A 19,315-nucleotide genomic window follows, 5' to 3' on the forward strand; every position below is an offset into this window, starting at 1 on the left:
AAAACTCCCCCTGAAAGGCTTTTTGGCGTTTTAAATCTTACCTTGGTTCAAGAGTGTACCCGAATTTTGTAATGATAACAGCCGCATCTCTACTTTTCAGATATGCCATAAAAGCCAAAGCCGCTTCATTGTATTGCCCCTTTTTCAAAAGAACAGCTTCCTGCCCCAAAGGCTCATAGCTCTCTTGCGGAATAAGCCAGCTAGTTCCTCTTGGCTTACCCAGAACCTGTGCATAGGCTACAATGGCGACCTCGGCATTGCCAGTATAGGCAAACTGATAAGTCTGGGCGATATTCTCGCCATAAACTGTCTTGCCCTTAATCTGATCGTATATGCCGATTTTTTTTAAATACTGTTCAGCCGCAAGACCATAAGGGGCCGTCTTGGGGTTGGCCACGGCCAAACGTGTTAACCTGTTCTCCTCTAGCAAAGCAGGAATAGTCACATCACTAAACTCTTTATCACCCAAAAGAGTTTTATCCCGTGTCCAAAGAGCAATCTGTCCGTAAGCATAGGTAAAACGGGACAATGGGACACCATGCCCATCTTCTTCTAACTTCCGAGGACGTGTGCGATCCGCTGATAAAAATACATCGAAAGGTGCACCATGAATAATTTGCGCATAGAGCTTGCCAGTCGATCCAAAAGAAAGAATCGCTTTATGACCTGTTCTTGCCTGAAAATCCTTTGCAAGCTCGTTTGCCGTCGCGGTAAAGTTGGCTGCAACAGCAATTTTGGCATTCTCTGCAAAGGCGGGAACAAGACTAAATCCTATTCCGGCCACCAGAACAGCTAAGAAAATGAACTCTTTATAAAGCTTGCCCAAAAAAGCTTGAATTGCCTGTATCCTCGTGAAATATCGCTTTAAAAGATGTTTTTCGGGTAGCGCCCCAAACCCAATAATCAAAATAGATGCTGCCCACCTGTGACAAAAATTTCAGTCCCGGTAACATAGCCAAAGTTTGGCGTACACAATTGATAGACAGCAGAGGCAACTTCACTTGGCTCACCCATTCTGTTCATCGGAATCCTGGGGATCAATGCTTCGTATTCTTCGCCAATCATTGCCGTTTCAATTTCGCCCGGTGCCACAGCATTAACCCGTACACCAAACCGGGCAAACTCGACGGCCAGTTCCCGGGTAAGAGCAGACAGTGCCGATTTAGACGTCGAATAGGCAGAACCCGCAAAGGGATGGACACCATGCCCGGCGATAGAAGTAATATTAACCACGGCACCTTCCCCCCGCCCTAGGGCAGAAGCAAACCCACGACAAAGCATTAGGGGGGCAAAAAAGTTCAACTCAAACACTTCCCGCCATGTATCAACATCACCATTCAAACATCCCAAACGCTCTTTATAAGATGTTTTAGGTGAAACAGCCGCATTGTTGACCAAGGCATGGATAGGTTCGCCATCCAGTATTTCATTCGCACGGTCAATAAAGCTCTGGGTACTTGCGGTATCATTCAAGTCGGTAACAATGTGATCTGCCCAGTTCGGATCACGTTTACAATGATCCGGCACATCTTCGCGGGAACAGGTAATAACTTTCCAGTTACGTTGGCTGAAATACTGAACCGTAGCATGGCCAATGCCCCGGCTCGCACCTGTTAAAATCAAGGTTTTACGGCTATCAGCATCAACAGCCGTGTTTTCAGTCTTGTCGTTAGGTTTAGTATTCATACGTCCATTTTCCTTCACCCAGCATTTGCCGTCTCATCGCCCGATGTAGCCTCTTTATTAGGAATAGCTGTGGCAGAAGAAGCACTTTCCTTATTCTTCAACATCTTCTTCTGAACCTCTATCCCGTATGGTTCCTGCAAAACAATGATCTCTGCATGCGGATAGATCTGACAAATTTCCCGATCCACTTCTTCAGCTATATCATAGGATTGCGCCAGACTGATGGCACCATCCAGTTCCATGTGGAACTGAATAAAAAGATCGGGCCCGGATATACGCGTTCTGATGTCGTGCACGCCCAAAACCTCTTCATGGGCAAGTATCAGGCCTTTGATCCTTGTGCGCTCGTCATCATCCAGTTCTCGGTCCATCAACATATCCAGCGCCTTTTTCAAAACACCCCACGCATAGGTAAGAATATATAGGGAAATTGCCAGGGCAAAAACTGGATCAATCCACGGAAGATCAAAGTAATACCCCAAAACCAAGGCCAGAATCACAACACCATTAACGATCATATCGCCAACATAGTGCAAAGCATCAGCCTGAATGGCGACGGACCCTGTTTCCTTAACTACATAGTGTTGATATCTGGTCAGGGCAAAAGTGGTCAGGATAGAGAAAATCATGACCCCAACACCAACGCTACTGTTCTCAACAAGATGTTGATTAGAAAATCTTTCCCCAGCTTGCAAGATAAGGAAAATGGCCGATCCGGCAATAAAGGCAGCCTGAGCCAGGGCGGCCAATCCCTCGGCTTTACCATGCCCAAAGCGGTGCTCGTTATCCGCCGGGGTCAGGGCGTGCCGGATCGCCAAAAGATTTAAAAGCGAAGCCCCGGCATCCAGAAGTGAATCAACCAACGTTGTTAAAACCGATACAGAACCTGTGTAGGCCCAAGCCGATAGCTTTGCCGCAATCAAGATTAAAGCAGCGGTAACAGCCGCATAGCCAGCGCGCTGCATTAGCTGTGCAGTTCGTTGCCTGTGTTTTTGAGGCCTGTGTTTTTGAGGGCATAGCTTTTCGGCGTTATCGACCATGGAATGGGTTCACTCTGCCTTTATTAGGGAAAAGTTATTAAGGGAAAAGTCGTTCGGTATTCCATTGCCCACTTTGTTTTGCATCGTCCGTCGAATAGACCAAGCGATCATGTAATCGAAAAGGGCCATCCTGCCAAAACTCAATACGAAGAGGACACACCCGAAACCCCGACCAGTGTGGAGGGCGAGGAACTTTGCCAAGACCATATTTAGCCGCGTATTTTGCTACGCGTTTTTCCAGTTCAAAACGCCCCTCCAGAGGGCGAGACTGATCACTCGCCCAGGCCCCGATCTGGCTTTGTTTGGGGCGGCTGGCAAAATATTCATCGGCTTCTTCCGGTGTTACCTGTTCCACAAGCCCTTCGATCCGAACAGACCGACGCACAGATTTCCAGTGGAACATCAGGGCAGCCTTGGGATGTGCAAGTAACTGCTCTCCTTTTCGGCTTTCATAGTTTGTATAAAACACAAATCCCTGTTGGTCCCAGTCTTTGAGCAAAACCATCCGCGACGAAGGCATCCCGCTTGCGTCTACCGTGGACAAACTCATCGCCGTGGGATCATTGAGCTCTTTTTCCTCTGCCTCTTTTAACCAGGCATCAAAAACATCATAGGGATCAGAAGGAGTATTATCGCGGATCATAATAAAAACAGCCTTTTAGCAAGGAGCTATAAGTAAGAACAGTACAAGAATGCTTTATCAGAACAAAGTGAAAGTCACAACATTCTCAAGTGCGACATCTTTGTGAAACAGATGGCTTAGGCAATTCATCAGAACAAATAATTCAGCTCGACAAACGCGCATAAACACAGATATGTCACAGAAAAGATTTTGGAGCCATAATAGTGCCTCAATTACCTTTTATCTGATATATTGAAACTTAAGCATCTGTGTGTGAAAGAACAAGTTATGGTTCTTCACTCATAATGCAGACAGATAACTACAAGAGAGCAAGACGATGAAAGTCAAAGCAAGTATAGCGGCCCTATTGATAGCCTTGTCGACGACAGCATGTTCAAATGACCGTGGCGTAAAACAAACCGTCGGCGGTCTTGGCGGTGCCATCGCCGGGGGCCTGCTGGGTGCACAATTTGGTAAAGGTTCTGGCCAAATCGTCGCAGCCGCAGCTGGTGCAGTCGTTGGTGGTTTTCTGGGTAGTGAAGTCGGTCGCTACATGGACGAAGAAGACAAGCGCAAAGCCGATACAGCTTATAACCGTGCTCAAACAGCTCCGGTTGGACAAACAATCGCATGGAATAACCCTGATTCAGGGAATTCAGGCACAGTGACCCCTGTCCGCGACGGAACCTCTTCCGAAGGAAAATACTGTCGCGAGTACCAGCAGACTGTGGTTATTGGCGGCAAAACCGAAGAAGCATACGGTACGGCCTGTCGTCAGGAAGACGGTTCCTGGGAAATCCAGTAAACCTTCTTAATTTTGTTTTTGATCTAAAGCCCTGCTCATCAAAAGCCAGCCCCGCTCTATGCGGGGCTTTTTCTATTTGGGGCGGGGCTTTTTCTATTCTGGGGCCGAAGAAGCGACTTTATCCTATAGCCTATATCAATAAAGCTTCGTTACATCAGGGTCAGACACACAGGATTAAAAGAGATTTCGTTCCCCCTTTTAAACTTATGTTTAATTTATTACATTAACTTGGCACAAACGTGTATAACACGGCTTATGTATTCCCTTTACAACATTTGAATGGTTTCACCCACGACAATGAAAGACCTCTATCAAATCCTCGGCACCAGCAGGACCGCTTCTGATGCGGAAATTAAATCTGCATACCGTAAGCTCGCCAAAAAATACCATCCCGACTTAAATCCGGATGACAAGGCTATTGAGCAAAAGTTTAAAGAGGTATCTCAGGCATATGGCATACTTGGCGATGCCAAGAAGAAACAACAATATGACCGGGGCGAAATTGATGCGACAGGACAACAGACAAACCCGTTTCATTCCGGCTATACGCATCAAGGTCGTCCACGCAGCGGAGCCGCAGGCCATGGCGGCGGCGGTGGTTTTGACTTTGGTCAGGAAATGGATATCGGCGATATCTTTTCTGACCTTTTCGGCGGTCGGAGACAAGGCCCCCGCGGTGCAGGTGGTGCCAGAGGCGGTGTGCCAAAACGTAAAGGCAGCGATGTAAAGTACGAATGTACCGTCAACTTTGTCGAAGCTGCTGCTGGCGCAAAAAAACGCATAAATCTTGCCGATGGGAAAACACTGAATGTAACCATCCCCCCCGGGACTGATAACAAACAGGTTTTACGCCTGAAAAATCAAGGCTTGCCCGGCAAAGGTGGCGCACCAAATGGTGACGCCCTTGTCGAAGTAAAGATCGAAGCTCACCCGATGTTCACACGCAAGGGCTATGATGTTCATCTGGACGTGCCCATTACCCTTATGGAAGCTGTCGAAGGAACCACCCTTACCGTTCCAACTGTCACAGGAAAAGTAAAGGTTAAGGTTCCCGCAGATTCAAACACGGGCACAACCCTGCGGTTAAAGGGCAAAGGTGTAGATGACATCAAAGGACACAATCGTGGCGACCAACTCATTCGTCTATTGGTTACGCTGCCCAATGAAACAGACAAAGAACTGCGAGATTTCTTGCGCAACTGGTCCAAGTCAAAAGACTATGACCCGCGCAAGGACACAGGTATTTTTGACTAACCCAAGCTGACCCGATACATCCCTTGCATTTAAAGCGTGTACCGCCTAAATAGTGCCGCTGAGATTAACAGACCAGCAAGACAAGGTTGCCCATCTTTGTATATGAGGGCGCAGCTTTGGATAAAGGACCCAACAAGTATGAAAACCTTTGATGAAATCGTCATTGATCAGGACGTCAGCGGTTCAGAACTATCCAACTGGATCGAGAGCAACTGGGTCATGCCAACCCAGGAAGACGGCACACTTATTTTCACTGATGATGACGAAGCACGGGTAAAGCTCTTGCGCGAGCTTATCCACGAGATCGGTGCCAACTATGAGTCCATGCCCGTTATTCTCCGCAGTATGGATCAGGTTTATAACCTGCGTAAATTGCTGGGTGCACTGGCCTCTGCCATTCAGGAACTCCCCGCCGATGCACGGCAGGATCTGGAAGACATTATTCGTAATCAAGGGCTATAGCCCCGTATCTTGCTTTCCCGGATACTCTTCTCTCAAAGGCGCTTCTATGGAAGCGCCTTAGCTTTTTCGCGAAAGCCAAAGCGAAGCAGCTTCAAGATACCGTGTATCGCGGTAATGGTGATATTCTTCAAGACAGCTATAAACAAACTTGATGTCATGGCTATCCGTTGCAGAGGCACCGCGTTTTTGCAACTCCTCTACAGTCAAGATCTTATACTGGCCAGCAGATGTAGGAATAGTGAAATCATTATTCGGAATTGTCAGAACCGCCGCCGTTACCCCTGCATTAAACTGTCTGATAAATGTTTCCTGATCACGAATATACGGCAATACAAGTCTTGCGGCATGCGAAGCCGTAACAGTATGCAGTGCCGTGAAATTATTACTATGCAGAAATAGTTTTAAACTGAGTTGCCTCAATTCATCGAGAAATGGGTCTGTTACATTAACGGCCCGTTGAATGTAGGACTGTCGCAGTTCATCCCCGGCGGTGATCCCCATCTGCCCAAATATTGCTTCATTGCTGGGCAGTTGTTCCAACTCGCCATCCAGTTTGTTTTGCAAGATTTCGTCACCCAATGCCGCGATTGTATCTCTGGAAGACGAAACACTGGTTTTATCCTCAGCTACAACAACCAGATGGGAATCAGCCCAATAGGCCAGCCCCGCTGCGATCTCGGAAATATCCTGCGCATCAAGACCATACGCAGTACGAATAAGCGCATGAAAAGCGCTCGCAGATACCCCCGTGACAAGAACATCCAACTTTGGCAAATCTTTCCCGATCACGATGTGTTCTTTGAAATAAGCCAAATAGCCAAGATAATTCTGACGTTTTCCAAGCAACGCTTCAAAATTATCCTCTTTAATCTCCGCAATGGTTTGTTCAGAAGGGTTACGCTCAAGATTTTTTAGAGATTCTGATTTGAAACTGTGCAACTGCTGCTCACCACCGCCCAGTCTTTTCAGTGCAAGTAAAGCCATGGGGCTATGATTGGAAAAATGCGAGGGGCCATACTCAGGCGCATAAACTTCAGCGTGAGGTTTCGTCATTGTACGGTTTCCATATTAAATACATCTACTCTGCTTTTTGCAGAATTTCCTTCAGGCTTTTATCCCGAATGTCTTTCGGATTTTCTTCGAGAATATCAAGTACGTCCCTGACGCCATCTGGCCAGTTGCGCTTGGGATCATAATTCATGTCCATTTCCTGAAGCAGATCCCCCAAGCTCACCGTTTCCAAGTCACGGCAAAGCACCCAGCGTCCACGGCCTGTTCGTTCTGCGATACGCATGTCTTTCAAGTCGGCCAAAACCTCTGCCGTAGCCTGTAAATCTGCTGGAAGGCCCCGCATCATAACCGTCTCTTTCAAGGTTGCGCCAACGCGCCCCGCCCCTTCGAGCTTCTGCAACAAGGCAATGGCCAACGACAATCGATCTCCCATCCCCTCGCGCTTTATGTCCTTTCGCAAGACAGCCCGTCTTTCGGGTAACGCCGCCGTAATTTCGGCCCCCAAAAGAACAACCACCCAAGAGAGATACATCCAGATCAGAAAAATAGGGATCGTCGCCAAGGCGCCGTAAATTGCCTGATAGGAAGGAAAATATTGCAAGTAAAGTCCAAAGCCACGCTTGAGTAACTCGAACAACGTTGTTGAGACAATACCGCCTATCAATGCGTGAGAGAACAGAACCGGTCGATTGGGTACCACCAGAAACAAAACTGTAAAGGCGGTACAGCCAAGAAAGATTGGCGCAAGCAACGTAACTATTGAACTGGTCCGGCCAGATTGGTCTGCCAATTCTGCAATCGCAAAACCATAACTGGACACCGTTAAAGACGCCCCCAACATCAATGGCCCCAATGTCAAAAGCGCCCAGTAAACTAAAATCAAATTGAAAATCGGGCGACGTTCCTGAACCCGCCAAATACTGTTGAAAGAATTGGAGATGGTATACAGCAGCATAATCGCCGTCACAGCAAGCGCCAGTACACCAATTGTGGTCATATTCTTTGCATTATCAACAAAGGCATTTAGCTGTTCACTGATTTCTAACTCTGCTGATGGCAGAAGGTTATTTAGAAGTGACGCCTGTAACTCGCCCCTGGAATCCTCAAAACCTGGAAAGGCAGAGAGCAAAGCCAATGCAATTGTCATCATCGGCACAATCGCCAAAAGAGAAGAGTAACTCAAAGAGGCAGCAACACGCGTGCCCTTGTCTTTCGCAAAACGTCTAAAGATATAGCCCAGGAATAAAACCAGCTTATTCAGATTCTCTTTCTCTAATATCCCGCGCAAGAAGATTAATAGGCGCTGGTTTTTCGAATCTACCATCTAAAGTTGCCCTCAAAATTCAACCATTTTGACATTTCTTGTTAACTATCGCTGGCAGAAAGGGAAATTCCCAGCTAAAAGTCAGAAAAAGTATTCTACATGTCGCCAAATCTTTGACCAATCCCGGCAATGTAGTAGGATGCTGCACTTTTATTTTTCAGGACAATCTCACAGTGAGGAACCCGATGTCCAACCCACAACCGTTGATGGCTGGTAAACGCGGCCTAGTAATGGGCGTTGCCAATGACCGCTCTATCGCCTGGGGGATCGCCAAGGCGGTTGCTGATCAAGGCGCTGAACTGGCTTTCACCTATCAGGGCGATGCCTTGAAAAAGCGTGTAGCGCCGCTCGCAGAATCAGTTAACTCAGATATTCTTCTACAGTGTGACGTTACCGATGACGCCAGTGTCAAAGCTGTTTTTAAAGAAATTGAAGAAAAATGGGGCAAGCTGGATTTCCTGATCCATGCGATTGCCTATGCCGATAAAGAAGAACTCAAAGGCAAGTATCTCAATACAAGCCGTGAAAACTTCCTACAGAGTATGGACATTTCCTGTTACTCCTTCACCTCAATTGCTCAGCACGCTGCGCCATTGATGACAGATGGCGGTAGCATGGTCACCTTGACCTACTATGGTGCCGAACAGGTTATGCCACACTATAATGTAATGGGTGTTGCCAAAGCAGCACTTGAAGCATCTGTGCGCTATCTGGCTGATGATCTTGGCCCGGATAACATCCGTGTGAATGCCATCTCTGCTGGCCCGATCAAGACACTTGCCGCTTCCGGTATTGGTGATTTCCGCCACATCCTGAAATGGAATGAACTGAACTCTCCGATGCAACGCAATGTTAGTATTGAACAGGTCGGTGGCGCAGGCCTATATCTGTTGTCCGACATGTCTGGCGGTGTTACAGGTGAAATTCACCATGTTGATTCCGGCTATCACGTTGTCGGTATGATGAATGTGGACAAAGCCAAAGAGCTTTCTGAATTGCTGAGTAATTTTAACCCGCAATCTTAAACCTCTGCTAAAACGCAATATATTATGGGGGAGCGCGGCTGAGCTGCCGCTCCCTTTTTAATTCAAACGATCTAACGCTGCGAGAGCATCATGGCCGGTAATACTTTTGGTGAAATTTTCCGTTTTACAACTTGGGGCGAAAGTCATGGCCCGTCGATTGGTTGTGTTGTTGATGGAACACCGCCGCTCATAGATATAACCGAAGAAGAAATTCAGGTATATCTGGATGCGCGCAAACCCGGCCAGAACCGCTTTACAACACAGCGGAAAGAACCCGATAGCGTCAAAATCGTTTCCGGTGTTTTCGAAGGAAAAACAACGGGTACGCCAATCGGCCTGATTATCGAGAACACAGATCAGCGCTCAAAAGACTATGGCGATATTGTCAAAAAATTCCGCCCCGGCCATGCCGATTTCACCTACTGGGAAAAATACGGTATCCGCGATTATCGTGGGGGAGGACGTTCCTCTGCCCGTGAAACAGCCATGCGCGTTGCGGCCGGTGCAATCGCCCGTAAAGTTCTGAACACACAGATAGATGGCGGCGTGCAGATACGTGGCGCACTGGTTCAAATGGGTCCTCATAAAATTGATCGCGCGCGTTGGGACTGGAACGAAGTGTCCAACAATCCTTTCTGGTGTCCCGATCCTGTAGCTGCAAAAGAATGGGAAACCTATCTGGATTCCGCCAGAAAAGCAGGCTCTTCGTTAGGTGCGGTCATTGAGGTTGTTGCATCCAATGTTCCTGTTGGATTGGGTGATCCTGTCTATGACAAGCTTGATTCAGATCTGGCAAAGGCCATGATGTCAATCAACGCGGTCAAAGGCGTTGAAATTGGCGACGGTTTTGAAACGGCGGCCTATAGCGGCGAAGAAAATGCTGATGAAATTCGCATGGTCGATGGCAAACCACATTTCACCACCAATCATGCTGGCGGCATACTCGGCGGGATATCAACGGGTCAGGATGTTGTCGTTCGTTTTGCCATAAAACCAACCAGCTCGATCCTGACGCCGCGCAAAACGGTCACAACTGATGGTGAAGAAACAGATATCTTTACCAAAGGACGCCATGATCCCTGTGTCGGTATTCGCGGGGTTCCGGTTGGGGAAGCAATGATGGCCTTGACACTTGCCGATCACTGGCTACGCCATAAAGCCCAAAACAAATAGCACGACAAAAAATAGTACCTTACCGTATTCAACCAACTTTAATCTGTTTCGCAACAATGAATTAAAGCTGTTTTAACTTGTGATCAATATTATCCGATATCGGATAACAGGGGTATTTTGATCACGATGCAGAGCACGCGTAACGACATAGAAATAACAACGAATGCAACGAACAGCGTTACTGTCCGCTACCTGTTCATTCTAACGCTTTGTACCAGTGCCTTTCTATTATTCTTAATTCAGCCAATGTTCACCAAACTTGTGCTGCCTTTACTCGGCGGTGCCCCAGCTGTTTGGAACACTGCGATGATATTTTTCCAAACAATGTTGTTGGCGGGCTATCTCTATGCACATTTCTTGTCCGCAACTTTTGAACTTAAAAAACAGCTGATTATTCATCTGGCCTTGATGATCGCAGCCTTGCTATTTCTACCAATCTCTATTCCTTCTGGATACGAACTGCCCTCAGAAGAATGGCCATCCTTATGGCTGTTAAGCCTCTTTTCGCTGGCTATTGGTCTTCCCTTTTTCATTATTTCTGCGAATGCCCCCCTTTTACAGGATTGGTTTCGTTCCTCTGGCGACACTGAAGCTCATGATCCCTATTTTCTCTATGCAGCAAGCAATGTAGGCAGTATTACAGCTTTAGTTGCCTACCCACTTTTCATCGAAATTCAATTTGGCTTAAAAACGCAAACCTGGCTTTGGTCTTTTGGTTTTATTGTACTGTTATTTTTGATCTTCACTTGCGGTATAGCACTGCGGCCCAACAGAAAAAATATAGAGGCCGCGACGCAGGAAAATAACAAAAGGCAAAAAGACCAACAAGACGAACAGCTCGTCCCAACGCCCACTTCTCCAGATTTTAAATATTACGCGAAATGGATAGTTCTGGCTTTTGTTCCATCGGCCCTTTTGCTCAGTGTTACCAATAAAATTACGACCGATTTGCTTTCAACACCATTGCTCTGGGTTTTTCCGTTAATTCTTTACTTGCTGACATTTGTTATTGTCTTCTCCAGACGTCCGATAATTCCCCATCGTTTCATAGAAAAGTTTGCGCCTTATTGCCTGATCTTAATTGTTTTTTTTAATACTTCAGTTACTCACGCAAACACCCTACTTTTCTTTACCTTTGGGAATTTATTTTGTTTTTTCGTGCTCGCCCTTTATTTTCACGGGCTTTTGGCATCGAAACGCCCCCCAGCAAAGCACTTAACAAACTTTTATATTGCGATGTCTTTTGGGGGCGTTTTAGGGGGTATTTTCATTGGACTTATCGCCCCAATAACCTTTTCTGATATATACGAATACATCATCTTATTGGTTATTGCCGCCCTTTTGATGCCCACCAAAGCAACAACACTTGTTGCCATAATTAAAAGCAGAATAGGACCGAAAGCACAAAGCTATCGAGCAGATATAATCTTTTCCCTGTGTCTCATCGGGTTGCTGCTCATCGCCCTGCAGGTGGGAACAGAAACCATAAGTACAAAGCTAATCTCAATCGTAGCACTCACGATGTTCTTTTTGCTAATGCTTGAAGGGGTCGGGCGCCCTCTGCGCCTTGCCTTAATCGTTACAACTGGATTATTTATTGTACCTTATATTCTTGGATCCCATAAAGATGTGCTTTTCCAAGAACGAAGTTTTTTTGGTGTTTATGCCGTAAAAGAAATGAGTTCGGGCAAAGCTGCCGCTCCTTCATCAAACAAAATCGCACATGTTGCCAAACACGGTACAACAATACATGGCATTCAGGTCTTGGGATCACTGGAACCACAAAGCTATTATCATCAGGAATCTGGGCTCGGAAAACTATTTGAATCTTATGAGGCTAAAGATAAAAAAATCAGATCAGTTGGAGCAATCGGTTTGGGTGCTGGCACAGCTATCTGTTATAGACAAGCCGAACAGAACTGGACGTTCTTTGAAATTGATCCCTTGATTGAAACCATGGCCAGAGATCCAAAACTTTTTACCTATATGCAAGAATGTGCTGATCAAGCAGAGATCATCATTGGTGATGCGCGTCTCTCCTTACAAAACATTCCCGATGGGACTTATGACCTGCTTATTGCCGATGCCTTCTCCTCAGATGCCATTCCCCTTCATTTGATGACAAAAGAGGCATTTGATCTCTACAAGAACAAAGTGAAGGAAAACGGCATCGTTGTTTTGCATATTTCCAATCGGTATTTTGATCTGGAACATATCGTCGCCGCGACGGCAAAAGCATCTGGACTGACCTCACGCATGTATCACTACACACGACAAGAAAGTGACATTGCGGAACATCCCTTTCGTTATTCCGCAACATGGGTGGCCTTGGCCCAGAACACCAAAATCCTGGATGACCTTATTCCAATAACAAATAACACTGTTGATAAAGAGATCAGTGGATGGAGAGAACTTTCATTCGAAGAAACCGACAGCCCCTGGACAGATGACTATTCCAACGTTCTTTCTGCCCTTAAATAACATCAGGGCTAGACCCATCCCTGGAGTTCACGAAGCGTAATTTCTTTAATCACGTCCATGCCCGCATCGCTATCGTTCAAACAGGGAATAAAAGCGAAGTTTTCGCCCCCGTTTTCCAAGAAGGCTTCGCGCACACCAATATCGATCTCTTCCAAGGTTTCCACACAATCGACCGAGAACCCAGGCGTTAGAATAACCAAATTTTTCACCCCATTACGGGCCATTTCTTCTACGGTTGGCTGCGTATAAGGTTTTAGCCATTCTTTTGGTCCAAAAAGTGACTGAAAACATAGTTTCAATTTATCTTCGGACCACCCCAATTTCTCGCGTAGCAAACGTGTGGTCTTGGCGCAATGACAGTAATAAGGATCACCTTTTTCATGATATTCAACAGGCAGACCGTGAAAAGACGCTATAGTTACATCCGGTTCCCATGACAGTTCGGCGATGCCTTCCCTTACCGATTTAGCAAGTGCGTCAATATAAACCGGGGCATCATGGTATGCTGGTACGCACCGAACAGCTGGCTGCCATCTCATGGTCTTCAAGGCATCGAAACACTTGTCATAGGCCGTTGCCGTTGTTGTGGCAGAATACTGTGGATACAGCGCAAACAGAAGAATACGGTTACACCCTTGTTTCTGTAGCTCTTCTATTCGCTCTTTCACAGCCGGATTACCATAACGCCATCCCCAATCAACAACGACATTTGGGTAATCCTTTGCCAGTGCCTTTTGTAGCTTGGTTGCCTGTTCCCGCGTGATTGTACGCAGAGGGGATTCATCTTTTTCCTTGTTCCATATTTCTTTATAGGCCTCGCCACTCTTGCTTGGCCGCGTCGTCAGAATAATACCCTGCAGGATTATCTGCCAGAGCCATTTCGGAGCCTCTATCACCCGGGGATCACTTAGAAATTCACTAAGGTAACGGCGCATAGACCAATAGTCTGTACCATCGGGCGTTCCCAAATTCATTAATAACACGCCGACTTTTTCATTTGGTATTTTCGGATGATCTTCGGGGGTAAATTGCAAGGTCATAAAACTATCAAAGGCCATATAATTATAGAAGAAACTCAGCTGGGCATACAGACTAATATGGAGTTCAAGAAACCATATAAGTAAATGACTGACCAGCAAAGCGTGTATTTGTTACTTTTGGCAATTACGCCATAATGCCTCATACAAAACTATATATGTTATTTAGGAAAAGGGTTTATCTCTACAAGTCCTGTTCATCATTTTCATCATCCATAAAATCATCAAGTTCAAAACAACCAACCACTTCAAGATGACCGCTCCAGATGAACTGATCCACTGGGGTCACTTCTTTAAGGGTATAGCCCCCTTCGACCAGAATTCTGGCATCACGGGCAAAGGTATTGGGATTACAGGAAACATAGATAATGGTTTTGATATCTGATTGCGCCAATTCGGAACATTGTTCTTTCGCCCCTGTTCTTGGCGGATCCAATACCACGCAATCCCCCCCTTGCAATTCATCAGCTGTTACAGGGTCCTTTACAAGGTCCCGACAGTCAGATGTAATCCGGTGAAGAGTATCGTTTCGGCGTGAAGCTGACGTCAATGCTGTAATAGCCCGTTCGTCACCTTCTACAGCATGGACCTGTGCACGCTTGGAAAGCGGAAAGGTAAATGTTCCACAGCCAGAAAACAGATCTGCAACAGTTTCCAGTTCTTCTGGCAAATAGCCTAACACCAAATCTGTCAGTGCATCTTGCCCTTCCTGGCTAGGTTGCAAGAACGCACCTTCGGGCGGCAGCACCTGAACATCGCCGAATTTCTGATAGGGATTATCTCTGATGGCAACAGGTTCCGGTTCCTGTTTCGGACGGCTCCATGCAAAACGGGCGACTGAATGTTTGTCAGCAAATGCCGTGATTGCTTCGCGACCTTCAAGAACCAACTTGGCATCTGTCACTATCAAAATATCCGGACCAGCAGACGAGCCAATAACCGTGACATCTGCTTTTGCCTGTTCCGGCCCTAACAACACTTTGAGCAGCTCTCGCAAAGGTTCAACCAATTGATTGAGCTCAGAAGTCAGCAACTTGCAGTCAACAACATTAACCACCTTGTGGCTTTCACGTTCATGAAACCCAAGATCAATTTTCTTGCCCCGTGCTGCAGCAGCAAAAACAGCACGTCGTCTGGTACCGGCGTCAATCTGAACAAGATCCGCGACTTCACCGCCACTAAAGCCCTTACGGGTCAGCGCCTGAACAACCGCATCCCTTTTCCATTTTCGGTAAAAGTCAGACGCGACATGCTGAACATTACATCCTCCACATGGGCCAAAATGCTCACAAGGTGGTTCAACATGATTTGCGCCCAGTTCTTGTAGTTCCAGGATATCAGCTTTAAACCCGCCCGAGCGTTCGCCCACTAACTTTACCCGAAGTTTGTCCCCCGGCATTGTCATAGGCACATACACAGGACGTCCTTCGTAGTCGGCAACACCGTCACCACGCGCCCCCAGAGTATCAATCTGGATCTCTATTTGCTTCCCGCCACCACGGCGTGCCTTACGTCTCATTATTCCTGACACCTGACTTTATGGTTTACCCCCGGCTATTAATTAGCGGGGTGATTTTCCGCCAATCTAACAGCTTTTTTAAAAGCCGCAATCTTCCGCATTACCTTTTAGCCAAGTCATCCCTGATATTTGCCCAACATTTTTATGAAACTTCCACTAAATTCCAGCCCTCAGGATATCCGGCACTTGCAAAAACGCCTTTGGCCTATCATCCTTGTGCGCAGCTGTTGCCAAATAAATTTCAGGTTTTGAATTCATGTCTTTTTTTAAGTTTATCTTTAAAGGTATCGTCGGGCTATTTGCAGCCCTAGGCCTACTTGTCATTCTTATCGGCGTCTTAATTGGTGTAACCCTGAGCAACGTCGAAGAAGTAGGCAAAACCGTCGATAACCAAAGCTTGCCACAGGAAATAATTCTAACAATAGATCTTGCCGAAGGTCTTTTCGAGGGACCAACAAAAGCATCTTATTTCAGCAGCTCGTTTCAACCTGGGTTACCCTTGCATGATGCCATCGATGCCCTTTATCGCGCGCAAGATGACAACCGGGTAAAAGGCCTATTGATAAAGGCAGGACAAGGACCACTTCAACTGGCTCAGGCACAAGAACTCAGAAAAGCGATCCGCGCCTTTGCCAAGACAGGAAAGTGGACGGCCTCTTTTGCTGAAACCTATGGCGAAACAGGGCATGGCACGCTGCACTATTACCTTGCCAGCGCCGCAGAGAATGTATGGGTACAGCCATCCGGTGATCTTGATATTTCCGGTTTCAGTATGGAAAGCCCCTACTTGCGTCCTGTTTTGGACGAACTGGGTATCCTGCCTCAGTTCAGCCAGCGTTATGAATACAAAGGTGTCATGAATATGTTCACGGACGATCATATGCCAGCACCAGTTAAAAGAAACACACAAGGCGTTCTGGATTCAATTTTTGGCGAAATCGAAAAAGAGATTTCTATTAGCCGAGAGAAACCAGGTGAAATTGGCAGTTTAATGGATAGATCCCCCCTTAGCGCTGTCGAAGCGATTGATGCTGATTTGGTTGACCGTGTTGGTTATTGGGACGAGATTTCGGATGAAGCCCTCACAGGAGATCGTGAATTCGTACATTTGGCTGACTATGCCATGAGCACGACGCCCGAAGTTTCTGAAACAGCATCCAGAATTGCGGTCATTTATGGCATTGGCGAAATTCATCTGGGGCAAAGCCGTGGTGATCCCTTCTTCGGTGGGGGCATAACCATGGGGTCAGATACAATTGCCCAGGCAATTTCGGATGCAATTGATGATGATTCTATCGAGGCTATTGTTCTGCGTGTCGATAGCCCCGGGGGATCCTATGTCGCATCAGATGTTATGTGGCGAGAAGTGGTCCGGGCCAAAGAGGTTGGCAAACCCGTTATTATCTCTATGGGCGATGTTGCAGCATCTGGCGGATATTTTGTATCGGCCCCAGCCCACAAAATCCTTGCCAATCCAGTGACAATAACCGGGTCAATCGGCGTTGCCGGTGGTAAAATGGTTCTTACAGATTTGTGGAATAAAGTCGGGATCAAATGGGACGGTGTAAAAGCAGGGGAAAATGCTGATCTCTACAGTGCAAACAAAGCTTTCTCAGATGAAGGTTGGACTAGATTACAAGGTTCCTTAGACCGTATTTACGAAGACTTCACCGTTAAAGTAGGCGAAGGTCGCGGTAAAAGCCCACAAGAGATCCACACAATTGCCAAGGGACAAATCTGGAGTGGGGCACAGGCGAAAGAGAACGGCCTGATTGATCAACTTGGTGGTTTCAGAGAAGCCATCCAGGTCGCGCGCGAAGCTGCAATGATCGACGCAGATACAGATCACCAGCTTGTCTATTTCCCCGAACCCAAAGATCCACTTGAAGAACTGTTGGAAAGCGCAATGGGGGGGCAAATGATCTTAACCGATCCAGCTGCTCTCCAATCACTAGGTGCACTGATCAAAATAACAGCCCCTATTCTGAAACCTTTTGAACAGGCTGTTCAGAACCCCAAGGCTAATGTTTTGAATTCCCGTGTAAAACCTATCGGCCAGCAATAGACAAAATATCCCTCAAGAGGATTTCGCAACCGTTTGCTGGAGTAATGATGCCCGATCAATCAAACGATCAGACGGGAAATTAATTGTTACCGAAGTACCTTGATCAGGCTCGCTCTCGATAGAGAGTGAGCCTTGATTGCGTTCAATGATTGCCTTCACAATACTCAAGCCCAAACCGCTTCTTTCTTCAGCATCTTCATCCGCTTTCCAAAAGGGATCTGTAATAAAGGGCAAGTCTTCTTCTTTGATGCCGACACCCGTGTCAGAAAACCGAATGCTTAAACCGGAATAGGCATCATGAAGTACCGTGATATCAACTTTACCATCACGTGGCGTAAAGTGAATCGCATTACTCAACAGATTGACAATGATTTGCTTAAAGCCCTGCGCATTGGTTCTAAGATAAGGCAAATCATCCTGGATAGAGCATTCAACTTTGACCCCTTCATCAGATGCCCGCAAATCCAATGCCCGAACACAGCCCAAAATCTCATCACTGACATCAAGCTCTTCGTCCTGCAACCCGGCTTCTGCAGACTCAAGTCTGGATATTTGTTGAATATCGGTCACCATGGTCATCAAACTAGAACCAGCTTCAAAGATATAGCCCAGATATTCTTCTCTGCGTTTTTGATCGACTTTATAGTCGTCCTCTTTCATTAGAATTTCAGAGAACCCAATAATGGCATTAAGGGGTGTTCTGAGTTCATGACTCATATTAGCTAGAAAAGATGTCTTCGCGCGGTTGGCAATTTCTGCGGTTTCCTTGGCTTCGGTCAACGCCCTGTCATGCTGTTCGATCGTGATCAACATATTATTATAGGCTTCGACAGTTTGGCCCAATTCATCATCAGACCGCCATTTCACCAAAACAGGCTTCTTCTGATTAGCCATTTCGTCAATAGAATTGGACAACAGTTTCAAAGGGCGCCCAACAGCGCGATTAATGGCAATCGCAGCGCCGCCCCCTAGGGTTGTCAAAATCAGTAAGAAAATAAAAGCATCGACAAAAACCCGGGTCCACACGTCGGAATAGGCACGTTCAGTCGTATACCCAACTTCTAAATGCCCCAAGGTTTCATTGTTATCAAAAACCGAATAGATCAACGGAATACGGATATATTCCACTTCGGATAAATCCAGGTCATTTTCTGGAGTGTCTTCTACAGGATGGAATTCTCCCGCACCGTCCGGCAGAATAATTTTTACACGAACAAGATCAGGATCCCTTACCAAGGTTTCAAGCACTAATATCACTGTGCTTTCATCATAATCCCAAAGGGACCTGGTCAAAGGAATTGAAACTTTCGTTGCGACATCACGAGCACGTTGGGCGATACGTTCTTCTTCCAAACGAAAAAAGCGTGCCTCAAAAAAGAGGAACGGCACCAACCCCGTGACCAGAACGCACAGGGTACAAATCACCAGTAATTTAGTACGGACAGATTTAAAAGCCATCTTGATCTAACGCCTATTATTCCCCGCAACTCCATGTACAGACGGGTAAAAGACTATGATCGTTGTCTTTTTTATTTCCACACCCCTGCCCCAAAGTAATTATCTCTATCGATAGTGGGTCGTCTTTGCAAAACAACCACAGTCTTACGGTCTACCAGACATCCGTTTGGAAGACGTTTTCTGTACGTTAAAAGCAAATCCGACGATTCTTATACCTGTTTTCTATGACAAAGATACCGCGAGACAGTTAACAGGGAATAAAGATATTAACCTTATAAAAAGAATGCATTCACAAGGGCTTGCTTATTACTAAGCCGTTTCAAGACAGGTTCGTTAACCATTTTCTGGTTAGC

16 protein-coding genes are annotated in these 19,315 nt (G+C 46.4%); 7 read left to right on the forward strand and 9 right to left on the reverse strand.

All coding sequences use genetic code 11. The features are described 5' to 3' along the window. Window positions 1-37: 37 nt before the first annotated feature. From modA to pdxH, 4 genes are read right to left on the reverse strand one after another with little or no spacing between them, the layout of a single operon-like run. Entirely contained in the window at window positions 38-907 is an 870-nt protein-coding gene (gene modA / locus WH95_RS03650) for a molybdate ABC transporter substrate-binding protein (RefSeq protein ID WP_218044432.1), read from the reverse strand. After that, complete coding sequence (locus WH95_RS03655) at window positions 904-1,686, reverse strand: SDR family NAD(P)-dependent oxidoreductase (RefSeq protein ID WP_046503389.1); 783 nt, start codon at window positions 1,684-1,686, stop codon at window positions 904-906. Before WH95_RS03655 ends, modA begins: the two co-directional genes overlap by 4 nt. Window positions 1,687-1,700: 14 nt before the next feature. After that, on the reverse strand, window positions 1,701-2,726 hold the full coding sequence (locus WH95_RS03660; RefSeq protein WP_157845879.1) for a cation diffusion facilitator family transporter: 1,026 nt from the start codon (window positions 2,724-2,726) through the stop codon (window positions 1,701-1,703). A 37-nt stretch (window positions 2,727-2,763) separates the two neighbouring features. After that, window positions 2,764-3,369, reverse strand: a complete 606-nt coding sequence (gene pdxH, locus WH95_RS03665) for a pyridoxamine 5'-phosphate oxidase (RefSeq protein WP_046502970.1) — start codon at window positions 3,367-3,369, stop codon at window positions 2,764-2,766. Window positions 3,370-3,685: 316 nt separating this feature from the next. On the opposite strand from pdxH, the gene WH95_RS03670 reads away from it, so the two are divergent. The 3 genes from WH95_RS03670 (at window position 3,686) to WH95_RS03680 (ending at window position 5,869) form a co-directional block, all read left to right on the forward strand. Continuing rightward, window positions 3,686-4,153: an RT0821/Lpp0805 family surface protein gene (locus WH95_RS03670; RefSeq protein WP_046502975.1), complete on the forward strand. Its 468-nt coding sequence runs from the start codon at window positions 3,686-3,688 to the stop codon at window positions 4,151-4,153. 297 nt (window positions 4,154-4,450) lie between these two features. Then, window positions 4,451-5,407 carry a DnaJ C-terminal domain-containing protein gene (locus WH95_RS03675; RefSeq protein WP_046502978.1) on the forward strand — a complete coding sequence of 319 codons (957 nt, stop codon included), beginning with the start codon at window positions 4,451-4,453 and terminating at the stop codon, window positions 5,405-5,407. 138 nt (window positions 5,408-5,545) lie between these two features. Further along, the gene (locus WH95_RS03680) at window positions 5,546-5,869 is read left to right on the forward strand and encodes a hypothetical protein (RefSeq protein WP_046502981.1); all 324 of its coding nucleotides are present in this window, start codon (window positions 5,546-5,548) and stop codon (window positions 5,867-5,869) included. A 57-nt stretch (window positions 5,870-5,926) separates the two neighbouring features. Here WH95_RS03680 and WH95_RS03685 read toward each other — a convergent pair whose 3' ends face one another. Together WH95_RS03685 and WH95_RS03690 are read right to left on the reverse strand one after the other, a co-directional pair. Continuing rightward, window positions 5,927-6,922 carry a questin oxidase family protein gene (locus tag WH95_RS03685; RefSeq protein ID WP_046502984.1) on the reverse strand — a complete coding sequence of 332 codons (996 nt, stop codon included), beginning with the start codon at window positions 6,920-6,922 and terminating at the stop codon, window positions 5,927-5,929. 25 nt (window positions 6,923-6,947) lie between these two features. Next, on the reverse strand, window positions 6,948-8,204 hold the full coding sequence (locus WH95_RS03690; RefSeq protein ID WP_052741765.1) for a YihY family inner membrane protein: 1,257 nt from the start codon (window positions 8,202-8,204) through the stop codon (window positions 6,948-6,950). Window positions 8,205-8,389: 185 nt separating this feature from the next. Here WH95_RS03690 and fabI point away from each other — a divergent pair, with 185 nt between their 5' ends. From fabI to WH95_RS03705, 3 genes are all read left to right on the forward strand, one after another. Further along, window positions 8,390-9,229, forward strand: coding sequence for an enoyl-ACP reductase FabI (gene fabI / locus WH95_RS03695; protein ID WP_046502986.1), 840 nt, complete (start codon window positions 8,390-8,392; stop codon window positions 9,227-9,229). A 90-nt stretch (window positions 9,230-9,319) separates the two neighbouring features. Next, entirely contained in the window at window positions 9,320-10,402 is a 1,083-nt protein-coding gene (gene aroC / locus WH95_RS03700) for a chorismate synthase (protein WP_046502988.1), read from the forward strand. A gap of 126 nt (window positions 10,403-10,528) precedes the next feature. Continuing rightward, a complete protein-coding gene (locus tag WH95_RS03705; RefSeq protein ID WP_052741766.1) occupies window positions 10,529-12,883 on the forward strand; it encodes a spermidine synthase in 2,355 nt (784 codons plus the stop codon). Window positions 12,884-12,891: 8 nt separating this feature from the next. Here the strand turns inward: WH95_RS03705 and hemH are convergent, their stop codons facing one another. Together hemH and rlmD are read right to left on the reverse strand one after the other, a co-directional pair. Further along, window positions 12,892-13,923 (reverse strand): ferrochelatase, encoded by a 1,032-nt coding sequence (gene hemH / locus WH95_RS03710; RefSeq protein WP_082113972.1) that lies wholly within the window; start codon window positions 13,921-13,923, stop codon window positions 12,892-12,894. Window positions 13,924-14,104: 181 nt separating this feature from the next. Next, window positions 14,105-15,439 carry a 23S rRNA (uracil(1939)-C(5))-methyltransferase RlmD gene (rlmD, locus tag WH95_RS03715; RefSeq protein ID WP_046502993.1) on the reverse strand — a complete coding sequence of 445 codons (1,335 nt, stop codon included), beginning with the start codon at window positions 15,437-15,439 and terminating at the stop codon, window positions 14,105-14,107. Between the two features lie 256 nt (window positions 15,440-15,695). On the opposite strand from rlmD, the gene sppA reads away from it, so the two are divergent. Continuing rightward, window positions 15,696-17,504 carry a signal peptide peptidase SppA gene (gene sppA, locus WH95_RS03720; protein ID WP_046502996.1) on the forward strand — a complete coding sequence of 603 codons (1,809 nt, stop codon included), beginning with the start codon at window positions 15,696-15,698 and terminating at the stop codon, window positions 17,502-17,504. A 12-nt stretch (window positions 17,505-17,516) separates the two neighbouring features. Here the strand turns inward: sppA and WH95_RS20400 are convergent, their stop codons facing one another. Beyond that, the gene (locus WH95_RS20400) at window positions 17,517-18,962 is read right to left on the reverse strand and encodes an ATP-binding protein (protein WP_052741767.1); all 1,446 of its coding nucleotides are present in this window, start codon (window positions 18,960-18,962) and stop codon (window positions 17,517-17,519) included. Window positions 18,963-19,315: the final 353 nt, after the last annotated feature.

This window comes from Kiloniella litopenaei (assembly GCF_000982415.1).
Taxonomy (GTDB): domain Bacteria; phylum Pseudomonadota; class Alphaproteobacteria; order Kiloniellales; family Kiloniellaceae; genus Kiloniella; species Kiloniella litopenaei.

What these genes read in the sequence shown, in the direction of transcription:
- WH95_RS03655 (WP_046503389.1), bottom strand. Translation starts at nt 1,686, where the DNA reads ATGAATACTAAACCTAACGACAAGACTGAAAACACGGCTGTTGATGCT.
- WH95_RS03660 (WP_157845879.1), bottom strand. Translation starts at nt 2,726, where the DNA reads ATGGTCGATAACGCCGAAAAGCTATGCCCTCAAAAACACAGGCCTCAA.
- pdxH (WP_046502970.1), bottom strand. Translation starts at nt 3,369, where the DNA reads ATGATCCGCGATAATACTCCTTCTGATCCCTATGATGTTTTTGATGCC.
- WH95_RS03670 (WP_046502975.1), top strand. Translation starts at nt 3,686, where the DNA reads ATGAAAGTCAAAGCAAGTATAGCGGCCCTATTGATAGCCTTGTCGACG.
- WH95_RS03675 (WP_046502978.1), top strand. Translation starts at nt 4,451, where the DNA reads ATGAAAGACCTCTATCAAATCCTCGGCACCAGCAGGACCGCTTCTGAT.
- WH95_RS03680 (WP_046502981.1), top strand. Translation starts at nt 5,546, where the DNA reads ATGAAAACCTTTGATGAAATCGTCATTGATCAGGACGTCAGCGGTTCA.
- WH95_RS03685 (WP_046502984.1), bottom strand. Translation starts at nt 6,922, where the DNA reads ATGACGAAACCTCACGCTGAAGTTTATGCGCCTGAGTATGGCCCCTCG.
- WH95_RS03690 (WP_052741765.1), bottom strand. Translation starts at nt 8,204, where the DNA reads ATGGTAGATTCGAAAAACCAGCGCCTATTAATCTTCTTGCGCGGGATA.
- fabI (WP_046502986.1), top strand. Translation starts at nt 8,390, where the DNA reads ATGTCCAACCCACAACCGTTGATGGCTGGTAAACGCGGCCTAGTAATG.
- aroC (WP_046502988.1), top strand. Translation starts at nt 9,320, where the DNA reads ATGGCCGGTAATACTTTTGGTGAAATTTTCCGTTTTACAACTTGGGGC.
- WH95_RS03705 (WP_052741766.1), top strand. Translation starts at nt 10,529, where the DNA reads ATGCAGAGCACGCGTAACGACATAGAAATAACAACGAATGCAACGAAC.
- hemH (WP_082113972.1), bottom strand. Translation starts at nt 13,923, where the DNA reads ATGACCTTGCAATTTACCCCCGAAGATCATCCGAAAATACCAAATGAA.
- rlmD (WP_046502993.1), bottom strand. Translation starts at nt 15,439, where the DNA reads ATGAGACGTAAGGCACGCCGTGGTGGCGGGAAGCAAATAGAGATCCAG.
- sppA (WP_046502996.1), top strand. Translation starts at nt 15,696, where the DNA reads ATGTCTTTTTTTAAGTTTATCTTTAAAGGTATCGTCGGGCTATTTGCA.
- WH95_RS20400 (WP_052741767.1), bottom strand. Translation starts at nt 18,962, where the DNA reads ATGGCTTTTAAATCTGTCCGTACTAAATTACTGGTGATTTGTACCCTG.